The following is a 12,747-nucleotide window of genomic DNA, read 5'->3' as shown; positions in this document are numbered from 1 at the left end:
CTAATCGTCCCGTGTGCTAAGACTGAATGGAGTGCATATTAAGTGTAACGGTACGACTATCGGGTTAAAGCAATTCCCGCGATAGTAGTCAGGATAAGGGTTTAAGTTAATCGGAGATGGCGGGTTTAAAACCCGCTATAAAGCCTATAACCCCTATTCTACCGTTACTTTAGTGCACTCAAAAGCGATCGCATTATTAGGAGTTAGTGCAAAATGAAACCCCCTAGGTATTTAGCCTAGAGGGTATTGTGTTGTGGGTTTATTGGAGGTTAATCGTCTAACTGATAGATTAATCTAAGTCCTGCTTTCATCTCTGGCGATTCTGGGTTAATACCATGATTGAGTAGTGTTTGTTTTGCCATCTCTAGCGGTAATGGTTGCCTTTGATGTTGCGTCAGGATACCTAACTCTGTGGCAAGGTTGCGACGTTTTTTGTACTTGCCATCATTAACTGACACCGAGTGACCAAACGAACGCGCTCTGATTTCCTGTGGTATCCCATTCATCTCTCCCAGTTGGTTACCAAGATGACGGAAAGCATAAGCTTGAGTAAATCCCCAGTTATGTTGTGATAACCAGGCGCGGTGATTATCGTTAAATATACCAGGGTTTTTAGACTTAGTAACAGGTAAGTAGACGTTATGAATCCCTAAGCGGTTAATCAGAGTCTTGTCTTTTGACATTGGGATAGCTAACCGCCAGCCTGTCTTAGTAGAACCCCCAAAATAGGTAAATTCTCCAATCACTAACACTAACTCAATGTTGGTAGGGTCAGATATGGCTGGGAAGGTAATGCCATCAATCTTAACTGGCTTAGTTAAATTTTGACCTGCTGCTACTTCAGACGGTCTTAACCCATATAAAGTACACATTGCTGACACCCAGCACCAACCATCACGTGCCTGGTTTTCTGTTGACCGCCCATAATCAGTGTTGCGTTCCTTGTCTAGCAAACTTAACAAGGTATCCAAGTCTATACTTTGGGATTCAGCAAATACTGTTTGGGTAGGGTCAATTTTTTCTAGCTTGTCCAGTGCTTTTTTGCAGTCAGCCCGTTCCGCTACTTGTCTTAACCTGTAATATCGGTCTTTAAAATCCTTATGTCCTACCGGGCTGCTACCGTCTGGCAATGGAGTATACAAGGCTTCTTTTATACCCTCCCAGGTAACGTAACTATCCCAGTTTGTAACTTTGTTAAATACATCTAAGAAACAGCGTTTAAATGAACTTTGGTCACTAGCTATATCACGGGAACGTTTGCGCTTAGTGTTTTTGTGAACTCCGTTAAAGTAATCATCCTCCATGTCTTTGAATACTTGGCGATAAGTGATTAAGTCATTCTCTAGGGGAGTTTTGTTTTCATCAAGGATAGTAGCCTTGTACCAGTCGAGCCATTCAGACACCGACTGAAATTGTCCGTCAAGGGATTTATGAACTAACCAAGCCTTGTCAACAGCCTTGCGGATACCCTCTGGGGTAAACTGACAATTACAGCCCCGTTGTTTACGCTCTCCCGTCTCCGGGTCAGTAGTGATGTCTAGCTGAATTGTCCCCCGGTTACGCTTAATCCTGACACCTTTGGGACATTGTTTGCGGGATAGGTTGAAAAACTCAAGAATATCCTCAAAGCCTTGATATGTACCACTATGTGTACTGTTTGTACTTGCACTCATTTTGCACTAACTCCTAATAATGCAATCGCTTTTGAGTGCACTAAAGTAACGGTAGAATAGGGGTTATAGGCTTTATAGCGGGTTCAAATCCCACCCTCTCCGTTGTTTCAGCCCCTACACAAATACCTTTGGCTATAATTTGGCTATAATTTGGCTATAAATTTAGGCAGTTATAGCCAAAATAAATTTTCAGAAATTTACCCCCCCGCCCCCATCCACAAACCTTTGTGTACCTATATATGCGTCATGTGAACAACTTGCACCAGTACACTGGTTAATTTTGGGGACTGGATGCAAGCCTAAACCAACCTGTACCATATCGCCTCCCAAACTGCCAAAATATCAATGTACATTGATATCTTAGAAGATTAACGGAATCCTTTTTGTGTCAATTTGACATCAACTCCTAACAGCGTCAGAGCCTTGGCAATCTCCGATTTAATCGCGCCGCCATTACCAGCTTTCATTTTGGTGGCAGGCAGGAGGATATCAATTATCTGCTGGTGGATCTGATCAGACAGAAGCTCACCGACTGCCTGGTGGTTGCCATTACTGTTTACCGGTATCTCAATCACGTCGCCCTGATCCATCTGATGAGCGATCGCCAATAGTTCCTCTGCAAATACATCCGGAACTCGGATCGCGCGGGTCGGGGTGTTGATCCATTTGGGTTGTTTTAAGCCACTGGTATCAGGATGGTAGTTAGCCATAGGATTTTTATACCTCTATCATTGTACATTGATAATGTATATCATTGTACATTGATAAGTGTCAAGTACAAGGTTATATTTTGCCCGCTATTGTCCACTAATCTGGTCGGGTATCGGTCCCTTGCCTAGGATGATTATTATATCAATGTACATTGATAAGTTGACAGGCGATCGCCTAAGCCCGAAACCCGCCAATTACTAACAAGCGTCCTGCCCCCGTCGCCCGTTAAAGAGTAGGCCCAAAGCATAGAACGGGCCATTTTAGATGTGGTCAGTATTGGATATAAAAAAAATCACAAATTAATTTTGGGTGTCCTGCCTGTCCACTGTGGCTGTAACGTCTATACCAAGGGGATTACAGGGTGGACAGGCAAAAAAAAATCTGCCTGTCCGCTGCCTGTCCTGCCTGTCCGTTTAATTGGACAAAAAAATACCCGACCTGGTGCGATCGGGGAGGGTAAGGGGTGTTATATGTTTGGCTGAGACTTTGCCGAGGGCGTGACTTATAAGTCTTTATTTATCTTCGGTCAACTCCCCCGACTGCTTGGCTCGTTCAACTTCTTGGAGTAAAAGCCAAGCCATCAGATTGGAGAGGGAACGAAAACGCTTTTTGGCTAACCGTTCCCCCGTTTCTTTAAGGTCTGGATCAATATAGACGTTTACACGCGGCAGTTTGCTCGGCACTGTCTGAGAAATCATGGGTGCATCTTCATTGTACTGTACAGCCATATTTTAGCAAAAAAGTGTTGACAGTGGGTGTACCGAAACTGTACAATTGACACACGGAAACAAAAACAAGCCCACTGGTGTGTATGCTTGGCGGCTGACACCAGTGGGCGCGAAAACCCCTTTACAGGAGTAACTATGACTTTAGCAGAACTTAAAGCTAATGCGATCGCCTCAACCCTAAACCCACCAATCGCCAACAATCATCCTGTCCCCATCAACCCGTCAAGAGTAGGCCCAAAACATAAAACGGGCCATTTTTTTGTACAGCCAGTAATGGATTTAAAAAAAATCACAAATTTTTATTTTGGGGTTTCCTGCCTGTCCCCTGTGGCTGTAACTGCTATAGCAAGGGAGTTACAAGGGGGACACCCAGAAAAAATTCTGCCTGTCCCCTGCCTGTCTGCCTGTCCGCTTCTGTTGGACAAAAAAATACCCGACCTGGTGCGATCGGGGGTGAGTAAACGCAACAACAAATAAGTTGTTACTTTGAATTGTCTGTTAATTCTTCCTTTTCCGCTTCCTCTACAGCCTTTTCCGCTATCACAGCCATCAAATTTGACAGTGTGCGTCGTTGAATCCCAGCCAATTTTTCTAGTTTCTCCTTAATTTCGGGGTCAACATAAAAAGCAATTCTGGCTAATTTGGTTGGCCCGCCCACAGTTTTTAGTCCGCTAATCATAATTTCCTTGCAATTATACCACAACGTGCTATTATGGTTTTATGCTAACACAGCCTATACACAACTATATTAGCCTATGCGTGATACATATAGCCTGTGTTGGCAATTGCCAACAAAATACCCACTGGTGTCTGCGGCCAAGCATACACACCAGTGGGCGCGAAAACCCCTTTACAGGAGTAACTATGACTTTAGCAGAACTTAAAGCTAATGCGATCGCCCTAGGATTATCAAAAGAAGATATCCGCCAGTTTGGCGACTTGCGTTCAAAAGCCACTTGGGAAGCCGCTATTGCCCAAACCAAATCTGAAGCCGTACCAGAGGCCGAGCCTATCCGCGAAACTCTGTCCGAGCAGGTTATGGTTAACCCTTTATATCAGGCAGAACCTGACACCACAAATCAGCCGAAAAATCAATGTACATTGAAAGAAACGGGAACTGATTACCGTACTCCCCAGAGTGTAATTTTGGTTACAGGGGCCTGCGATGGTATTGAGGAAGTTATTGATTTTGCTGCTGACCCTGGAGAGGCGCGACACATTGCCAACCAAGTTAAGTTGATGTTTGGGCAGCAAATCATAATCCGAGAAACCGATGGTAATAGCGAGATGCTCTACCGTCGCCACGATGATGAGGTTGACCCCGACACCCTGCCAGAACTCAAGGATAAAGACGATCGCTTTGATTGTTGGAGTCCCTGGATGAAAGTAGGCGCTAAATTTACCACCCCCCGTGGCAACCGTTTCACCATTGTTGGCTTTGACAAGTGGGGAAACTGCCACGCGATCGCCGATGGGGATGAGGAGACCCAAACCTTCCGGCTTAGTCATCTGATTCAGTACACCCCAGAAGCTGACGATGATACCCGTCACGAAATTATTGAAAAATTCCGCCAATCCGGGGTATCTGATGCTGATATCGCTGAATTGAAAGCCTCGCCCCTTTCTGTTACCGGTGCCGCAGTCGTTTTGGGTTTTCTGGAAGGCTTGCTTGAGCCAATCCCTGCCACCGGTGTGGTTGTTGGTTTGGTGCTGAGTTTTTTCGCCCTGGGGTGAGGGATGCCGGATGGGTGGGGTTCAAAGTTTCCCTAACTGCCGTGGCGATCGCTCTCCTGTGGCTAGGATTCTGGCTAGGGACTGGTGATCTAAGAATTCCCCCCTTTACCCTCACTGTAGACATTGCCAACCCCAACACAGAGGAATAGAAATGACACCCGAACATTGCCGTATCAGGGATTTAGTCATGAGATTGTATTGTCTCTTTTTGGATCATCCCGATGCCATAGCAGTTTTAAGTCCAGTGGTGCAAAGTCAAATTGCCCTGTTTTGTTCTGATGCCGGCGCTGTTTTCGAGTGCAGCACAACCCGATTGGATGTCAGGACAGAAAGGAACAGGGAAACCCGGCAATTAACACTTGATTAAAAATTCGATAACCGCGCTTGGGAGGGTAGCCGCCCGTTATCACCAAGTTTGTTACCCATTAGTTAGGAACATTTGATTATGATTGGATTTCTCAGAGGCGACGATGTGAAAGGTGGGGCGATCGCCCCCGTTGAGGGTCAGCATAGCAACCTTGATAAAGGGTCGGTTTTTGTTACTAGCCCCAACGGCATTACCCCCACTAGCCCTGGTAGCTGGGAGCATTTCCGTTTCGCTCCCGTGCTTGACCGCCCCCGTGTTCTTGCTCCAGCCGAAGCCGATGCCCTCACCGACCTAGCCGATGAATCTGACAAGCACGTTGTTAGCACCCGGAAAGGATACCGAGCCCTAAAGCGATTGGATAACAATAGCCGCAAGGTCAACGAATCCTATGAGAAGTTGCGCCGCCATCAGGCTGGGAATGAACACAAGATTCAGTCAGCTAAACACGATTCAGCCAAATACTTGCACGGATTGCGACCTAAATATGCGCGCTTAGGGCAAGGTTTGGAAAAATCCGCACAACTGGCTGATCAGAAAATTAACGCCCTGATGTCTACCCTGTAATCCCATAAAAACGCCCCCGTTATTGGGGGCGAAAATATCAAAGGAAGTAGAGCAGAATGATTCAATTGTATAGAATGCTTGGGTTGATTTTGTTATTTGGTGCGAGTAGTTCCACTGTGTCACTGTTGGCTGTCAGTCACCAAAGTTTCCGCCTCCCTGCCTTCTGGCTTGCCTTAATTGCCGCCAGCGTCTTGGGTGCAATGGGGGCGATCGCCTACTATCACAGAGACAAATCTGAGGAATGGTGGCAGTGGTTAGTTTTGGCGATCGCTGTGGCTGCTGTTCTAATTATTGGGGGTGCAATCCAATGGATGTAATCAATCCCAACGCCAACAATCAAGCCATTCGGAGTAATTGGAGATTGTTAAACGGCATATCAGTCTTAATAGCAGTTACAGCATCACCAGTTTGGTTTTTTACACCTTTTCTCACATACCAAAATACCCTAAGATGGTTATCTATTGGCTATGGCATGGGGGGCGGCGCTGGATTACTATTAACCAGTAATGAATTGGCAAAACTCAAGCCAAAAATTATCGCATTAAATAAACAAGAGGAGGCAGATTTCAAGCATTCGGTCGCCAGTTCACTCTATCTAACTCAGCAGACTAACCAGGCAATTGCCGAGTTTCTAAATTTTCAGAGACATGACTCCCTTTATGCTCAACCAGAACTCCTAGACTCCCATACCCACGGGGAGTTAAGAGAGTTACCAGAAAAGTTAGAAAGTTCTGAATTAGCTAGTCAGTTTGAACTTTCCGAACTTTCTAAACTTGCCGAACGCTACCACCAAGCCGTACTAGACGCGCTAGATAAAGGAGTGATAGAATCCAAGATTATCAAAGATGTAATGGGTTTGGGTGGCGCTAAATATGCCAAAGGTCGTGCTGTACTTGAGTTGATTAAACAGGACGCAGAATATGAAGATTAAATTGTTTCACGAGAGTTTTTTGGACATAATGCAATGTTTGGATGGGACTATCTTAATCAACCTTGAGGTTAAGATACCTGTGTTTGAGAGAGATATACAGCACATTAAATGGTTGTGTGAAGCCCACGAATGGTTGCGCCCCTATTTTCCTTTTTGGAGAGGAGTTTTTTAGTATGGCTAATCAGTTTATGCTAACCATCCCAACTAATAGGACGGCCAGACGCATTTTTACTCTCAGAATTCTTGTATACAGCTATCGGCGGTATGTGATAGATATACACTTATCACCTATTAGTTTTGACTACGATAACGACCATATAAGATGGTTGTGTAAAACCCATGAATGGTTAATCCCTTATTTTCCGCTTTTTGATTTTCTATAATTCTGGTGGTGTTGGTCATGATAAGACTTACAAGAAAATACAGGTTGGCAATGGAAATAGCCCCGAAATTTTCTCATTCTGATCGCGATTCGCTTTACAGTCACTTAGTCGGCATGGGGTATTGGTGGAATGGTCAGGCTTGGGCATTTGTTGAGCCAGAAGATTCACACCCTCCCAGCAGCGTGATTCGTATTCGGGTAATGACTGCCAGTAAGCTGGTGGCTAAGGTTGCCACTGAGCTTGCCGAACGTTTTGAATTAGATGGTTATACGCTATCTGACACTTCCAGAGTCTACCCCTGTCGCCCACCAAACAACAATGATGGCCGGGTTTATTTAACATTTATTCCCCCAGAGGGATGGGAGTAGCAGAAAATCAAACCGTAACACCCCCCTTTCCTTGATGTCCCCATCCCATCCTCAAGCCGTCTTAATTGCGATCGCTGTCCTAAGCTGTCTCCCTTGCATATCCGGAAACCCTATAGGTTTTCGTAACTGTTCGCATACCTGGTGCGATCGCATCCTAAGCTATTACCGGTATAAATAAATGGCTTGTTAATTAGCTTTTTGGGATGATTCCCTACTAACACTGTTCTATTGCCATCCTTATGGCTTACTTGATTTTACCGCTAGAGGAGTGTATCATAATCTCTTTAAAAGAATAGTGGCGGTTAGCCGATTAAACCTTTATCCCCTGTGGATAAAAATACTTCATCACCCCTAACCCGTTTCGCGTCTACTCTTAAAAACACTTTTCTTATACCCCCTTGGGGGAGAGTAGCAGGCCGTGAAATCGCGATTGTATGAGGTTAAGGCATTGGAAGGGGGAATCTAATCGGTTTTAACAAGAAAGTAAAACCCACTAGAAATGGTGGCAGCTTTCTTATTGAGTAAGTAGTAGCAACGAGGGAAAATCTAATAAAGCATTCGGCGGGCGGGGACTAAAAAAGGAAAATTTCCAAAAACAACACAGCCATTGTATATGGCTATTCAGTCAGTCTCCGATTGACTGACGACCGCCTACCATTGCGGATAGACTCCACAAAAAAACAATTAGGGTCTGGATTTCCCTTTTTCCCAGACCCTAACGGGTTATTAACTCTCAAGCGACTTGAACTCAATCGCCCAAAAGTGTTTTTTGAATTATGGCAATTATAAAACAAAGCAAAACAGTTAGCAAGTTAATTGCAGCAATTTCTAGTATCCCTAGTGATTGGGTCTTAACGCCAGTTAACGGGGAAAAAGCACCCTACAGAACGGGTTGGCAGAAAGAGTCAGCTATATCTAGGGATGTTTTGGTTGATGAGATAAGTAAAGGACGCGCTAAAGGCTATGGTCTGAGAACGGGAAAGGTTAGTGGCGGTATTGTAGCCATTGACGCGGACGGACACAAAGCGCATGAGTTAGCCGAATCATTGGGGGGATTGCCACCCACTGTTAGTTTCACCAGTGGCAAGGAAGGGCGCGCCCAATATTTGTATTTAATCCCCGACACATATTGGGATAAAATTACCACTAAGAAATTACCGACAGGCCATAAATCATCTGACGGGAAAGAAGAGTTACTAGAGTTACGATGGGACGGTTGCCAGTCAGTTTTACCCCCATCAAAACACCCGGAAACTGGAGAGTATAAATGGCTAAAATCTCCCAATGAAATTGATATTGCCCAAGCACCACTATGGGTGATAAACAAAATGTTAAAAGAGACACCCCAGCCAATGCCGTTGGTTGTTTTGCCGGAGTCTATACCGTTAGAAGCGTGCTTAACCAAAGACGATCGCCAACTACTAAAGACGGGAGCCTCGCAAGGAAGCCGTAACGATAGCGCGGCTAAACTTGCCAGGAATTTAATCGGAACCCACAACTGGTTACACTCTAATGGGGAGAGGTGTCAGGATGACCCACATATTTTGTTTGATAACTTTTGCGATCGCTGCAATCCGCCATTACCACCACGGGAAAGAAACACGATTTGGGAGTCAGCAGAAAAAAGTAATCCCACACCAACATTGTCAGAGGATTATTTAACAAATTGTGTCAAGTCTTACCGGAGACAGCCTACCCACACACCCACACACTGGACAGAAAAAGACGCTAAAAACACGGTAATTAAATGTGATTTACAAATCCTCAAAGACATAGAAAAAATTAAACGTGCCTTTGGGGAGAGAATTCGCTATAACACCCGTTTTAAGGTGATTGAGATTGACGGTGAGCCTATCAACCCTGACGCTCCTGAGATTGATTTAGCGAAAAAAGGTGGGATTGAGATTAAAGGAAGTTTAAGAATCAAGAATCAAATCATCCTTGATGTAGCTCAAGATAATAGCTTTGACCCGTTTGAGGATTACTTAGAAGATTGCCACAAAAAATGGGACGGCAAGAATCGTGTCAATGGGGCGGCAAAACGTTATTTTGGGACAGATAACCCATTGCATCAACGTTATTTAGAGTGTTTGTTAGTCGGAACTGTAGCTAGGACTAAAAAACCGGGATGCAAATTTGACACTTTATTAATTCTGCATGGTCAACAGGGGATAGGAAAATCTACATGGTTCATAACCATGGTGGGTGATGACTTTTTCTGTGATGACATGGGGGACTTTAAAGAAAAAGATGAACGCCTAAAAATGCATCAATCTGTCTGGACAGAATGGGCGGAAGTAGAGAACAATATCAGCAGGAGTACGTCAGGGAAAATCAAGGCTTTTATTACAACTCAAACAGACAATATCCGCCCCCCTTATGCACAACGTTCAACAGCGTACCCGCGCGCAAATGTGTTAGTCGGTTCAACCAACCGCACCGATTTTAACCATGATGAAACTGGCGCGCGGCGTTTTATGGTTATCCCGGTTTCTCAAGTTATCCCCACAAATTTGGTAGAGGATGAACGCGATCAGCTTTGGGGTGAGGTAGTAGAACTATATCGGCAAGGCTGTTGTTTCTACCTGACCCGTGAGGAACAGCAGCAAGCTAATTTACTGAATGAAGAGTTCACAGAGTACAGCTATCTACATGAGTTAATAGAGGAATTTGTTGCCAATAAAAGCACGGTAACAACTCAAGAGATAAAACACCACCTTAGCAACCTAGATGGTGGAGATATGAAAACAAATGACTTCAATCGCATTTCGCGGGAAATCAAGAAAGTAATGACAACTTTGGGTTTTTCTCAAAAACGATTCAACCGCAACGGGACCAAGAGAATGGGGTACATAAGGAATCACCCGGTCCAGGAAACGGACAGGCAGACAGGCAGCGGACAGGCAGCGGACAGGGTGGGTGTCCACCCTGAAACACCGACACAGCAGTTGATTCAGACGGAGCGGACAGGCAGGACAGGCAAACCAGAAAATTTTGTTAAAAACGATCTAAACACAGTTAACGGTGTAGTTGGCCCTGTAAAAAATGGGACTTTAGCCCCTGACTCTGACAGCCAGTTCGACGGTAGAGGTTTTGATGTCGGGGAAATCCCAGACACTTTTCACTGTGACACTACAAAAGAGTGTGAGGACGCTATAAAGAAGATTTTCAAAGATTTATGCAACGACAGAAAGAATCGGATCCGCAAAGATGAGCTTATAGCAAAATTTGCTGACAGAGATTTAGCTGAGTTAACTATAACCAGGTTAATAGATTATTGGATACTCCAAGAAAATAAGGGTTATGTTTATGTTATATCCCCAACAAAGAGAAATGCTTGGTTTTCTGTAGGCAAGACAGTTGTAATTAACAAAGAAGGCGATCCACTTTGTTCTTATCATGCTGAAATCACTCAGGTTGTTTCAAAAAATACAGTTGCAGTAAAGGTTGGCAACAAATATGGGATGTATTAAATCAAGTATTTAAGACCTAAACAAGGTTAAGCCACGAATACAGTTAAAATCATCAATGAATCATGAAAAATAAATCATCCGAACGTTATAAAGGCAAGGTAGGTGTCGGAAAGTGTAATGAAAAACTCAGGCTTTCGTTGCCACGGCATTTGTTTCCTGAACAACGGAAATATATTTATCTAGGGTTTAAAGACACCCCAGAAAACAGAAAAATTGCCGAAGCCAAAGCTAAAGCAATTGAAAGTGATATCGTTTACGAACGTTTTGATTACACGCTGAAAAAATATACACAACAGCCACCACCACATCAAGACGAAGTAATTTTTACAACCATATATGATTTGTATAATGAATACATTAATACTCGGAAAAACACTGTTAGACCGGGAACTTGGGTTAGTGGGTATATGGTGGCGTTGAGACACATACAAAGGTCGCCGTTCTGCGATGCGGACATATCAACGATAATTGGTCAGGATGTATATGATTGGGCTATTCAGAATCTGACCCCTGACACCACAAAGAGATTATTGACACAACTTAATGCTTGTTTTCACTGGGCTATAAAGAAAAGGCTAGTGAGCGAACCCTCACCATTTAATGGGTTAAGCGCTAAGGCTAATCTGTTAAAAAAAGCAAGTGATTCTGATGAGATTAACCCATTTACGGCTAACGAACGCGATCGCATTATCCAGTGTTTTGAATCTGAACCAAAACACAGCCACTTTTGTTTGTATGTCCGTTTCTGTTTCTTTACCGGGTGTCGCCCATCGGAGGCGATCGCTTTAAGATGGTCGGACGTTGCTGGCGACCTAAGCAAAATCACTTTTAACACCGTGATTGTTTCCGGGGAGGGGGGGCGCAAGCGCTGCGACGGTCTCAAGACTCAGACCCGCCGTAATTTCCCCTGTAACGAACAGGTCCAAATTATTCTCAGGGAGGCGCGATCGCGAAACAACTCGGAAATAGTTTTTCCCAGCAAGACAGGGAAGCCGATCCAAGTCGGTGATTTCTGTACAAAACATTGGCATCCAGTCTTAGAAATAATGGGCATAGAACACCGGAAACCCTACCAAATGAGGCACACCTTTATAACTCTATGCCTTGAAGCCGGAATTGATGCTAAGGACGTTGCCACTTGGGTCGGAAACTCCCCCCAAGTCATTTACCAAACCTATGCGGGGCGAACACGGGGGCTTTCTATCCCCAAACTATACCCCAGTTTGGCTATAATTTGGCTATAAAAATTTAGCCGACAGATACCAGAAAACGCCATAACGATTTACCAGCAAGGGGTTGGCACATCAAGACTCTTTCGACTTGAAATCGAGTGAGCCGCAAGGTTCTCGGGGTAATATCCCACCCTCTCCGTTGTTTCAGCCCCCCACAACACAAGAAATACACGGGAAGCGTTTATACAAGTTAAGTGACTTGGGTGGCGATCGCTTTAGTTTTTCTGTATGATGATTGTGGCCATGAGTAATGGCTACTTGACAACCCGTTATTCGTTAGGGCCACAGACAACTCTACTCCCAAGTCCTAACGGATTCTTGTGGCTTTGGCTTGATTGTGCGATCGCGTTCACTTCTTGTCCCTCGTTGTTCACTGCTAAGTATTTTGTAAATTAACTTCATTAATTCATTGTCTCTTGAGTTAACCTCTGCTATTAACTTTTGATTCTGTTTCATTAAAGACCACACTAGAAATATCACAACCCCATCACTTCCTACCCGTAATAATTCCGGCAAAACTTCAGTCGTCATAATTTTTGTATTGATCGCCTTGTATATTTAACGGAAAATAATCCTGATTTTT

Annotated in this window: 14 protein-coding genes; 9 read left to right on the top strand and 5 right to left on the bottom strand. The window is 44.2% G+C overall.

The window, feature by feature from the left end; all coding sequences use genetic code 11:
• Positions 1-269: 269 nt before the first annotated feature.
• The 3 genes from B9T16_RS19375 to B9T16_RS19365 form a co-directional block, all read right to left on the bottom strand.
• Positions 270-1,673 (bottom strand): recombinase, encoded by a 1,404-nt coding sequence (locus B9T16_RS19375; protein WP_410245532.1) that lies wholly within the window; start codon positions 1,671-1,673, stop codon positions 270-272.
• Positions 1,674-2,041: 368 nt separating this feature from the next.
• Positions 2,042-2,383 (bottom strand): hypothetical protein, encoded by a 342-nt coding sequence (locus tag B9T16_RS19370; RefSeq protein ID WP_410245531.1) that lies wholly within the window; start codon positions 2,381-2,383, stop codon positions 2,042-2,044.
• Positions 2,384-2,896: 513 nt separating this feature from the next.
• On the bottom strand, positions 2,897-3,112 hold the full coding sequence (locus B9T16_RS19365; RefSeq protein WP_231851958.1) for a hypothetical protein: 216 nt from the start codon (positions 3,110-3,112) through the stop codon (positions 2,897-2,899).
• A 135-nt stretch (positions 3,113-3,247) separates the two neighbouring features.
• Here B9T16_RS19365 and B9T16_RS19360 point away from each other — a divergent pair, with 135 nt between their 5' ends.
• The gene (locus tag B9T16_RS19360; RefSeq protein WP_410245530.1) at positions 3,248-3,589 is read left to right on the top strand and encodes a hypothetical protein; all 342 of its coding nucleotides are present in this window, start codon (positions 3,248-3,250) and stop codon (positions 3,587-3,589) included.
• Positions 3,590-3,593: 4 nt separating this feature from the next.
• Here the strand turns inward: B9T16_RS19360 and B9T16_RS19355 are convergent, their stop codons facing one another.
• Positions 3,594-3,791 carry a ribbon-helix-helix domain-containing protein gene (locus B9T16_RS19355; RefSeq protein WP_006617524.1) on the bottom strand — a complete coding sequence of 66 codons (198 nt, stop codon included), beginning with the start codon at positions 3,789-3,791 and terminating at the stop codon, positions 3,594-3,596.
• A gap of 185 nt (positions 3,792-3,976) precedes the next feature.
• Between B9T16_RS19355 and B9T16_RS19350 the strand changes: the two genes are divergently transcribed.
• From B9T16_RS19350 to B9T16_RS19315, 8 genes are all read left to right on the top strand, one after another.
• Positions 3,977-4,846: a hypothetical protein gene (locus B9T16_RS19350; protein ID WP_410245529.1), complete on the top strand. Its 870-nt coding sequence runs from the start codon at positions 3,977-3,979 to the stop codon at positions 4,844-4,846.
• A 14-nt stretch (positions 4,847-4,860) separates the two neighbouring features.
• Positions 4,861-4,995, top strand: coding sequence for a hypothetical protein (locus B9T16_RS19345; RefSeq protein WP_410245528.1), 135 nt, complete (start codon positions 4,861-4,863; stop codon positions 4,993-4,995).
• Between the two features lie 296 nt (positions 4,996-5,291).
• Positions 5,292-5,777 carry a hypothetical protein gene (locus B9T16_RS19340; protein WP_410245527.1) on the top strand — a complete coding sequence of 162 codons (486 nt, stop codon included), beginning with the start codon at positions 5,292-5,294 and terminating at the stop codon, positions 5,775-5,777.
• Between the two features lie 56 nt (positions 5,778-5,833).
• Positions 5,834-6,094, top strand: a complete 261-nt coding sequence (locus tag B9T16_RS19335; RefSeq protein ID WP_006617527.1) for a hypothetical protein — start codon at positions 5,834-5,836, stop codon at positions 6,092-6,094.
• Complete coding sequence (locus tag B9T16_RS19330; RefSeq protein WP_410245526.1) at positions 6,085-6,708, top strand: hypothetical protein; 624 nt, start codon at positions 6,085-6,087, stop codon at positions 6,706-6,708. Before B9T16_RS19335 ends, B9T16_RS19330 begins: the two co-directional genes overlap by 10 nt.
• A 433-nt stretch (positions 6,709-7,141) precedes the next feature.
• Positions 7,142-7,459, top strand: a complete 318-nt coding sequence (locus B9T16_RS19325; protein WP_410245525.1) for a hypothetical protein — start codon at positions 7,142-7,144, stop codon at positions 7,457-7,459.
• 776 nt (positions 7,460-8,235) lie between these two features.
• Complete coding sequence (locus tag B9T16_RS19320; protein ID WP_410245524.1) at positions 8,236-10,932, top strand: VapE domain-containing protein; 2,697 nt, start codon at positions 8,236-8,238, stop codon at positions 10,930-10,932.
• Between the two features lie 62 nt (positions 10,933-10,994).
• On the top strand, positions 10,995-12,176 hold the full coding sequence (locus tag B9T16_RS19315) for a tyrosine-type recombinase/integrase (RefSeq protein WP_410245523.1): 1,182 nt from the start codon (positions 10,995-10,997) through the stop codon (positions 12,174-12,176).
• A gap of 282 nt (positions 12,177-12,458) precedes the next feature.
• On the opposite strand, the gene B9T16_RS19310 is transcribed toward B9T16_RS19315, so the two are convergent.
• The gene (locus B9T16_RS19310; RefSeq protein ID WP_410245522.1) at positions 12,459-12,695 is read right to left on the bottom strand and encodes a hypothetical protein; all 237 of its coding nucleotides are present in this window, start codon (positions 12,693-12,695) and stop codon (positions 12,459-12,461) included.
• Positions 12,696-12,747 lie beyond the last annotated feature (52 nt).

The sequence above is a fragment of the Arthrospira sp. PCC 8006 genome (genome assembly GCF_046480465.1).
Taxonomy (GTDB): Bacteria; Cyanobacteriota; Cyanobacteriia; order Cyanobacteriales; family Microcoleaceae; genus Limnospira; species Limnospira platensis.
Note: the sequence above shows the minus strand (reverse complement) of the source record. Positions and strands in the feature narration are given on the sequence as shown.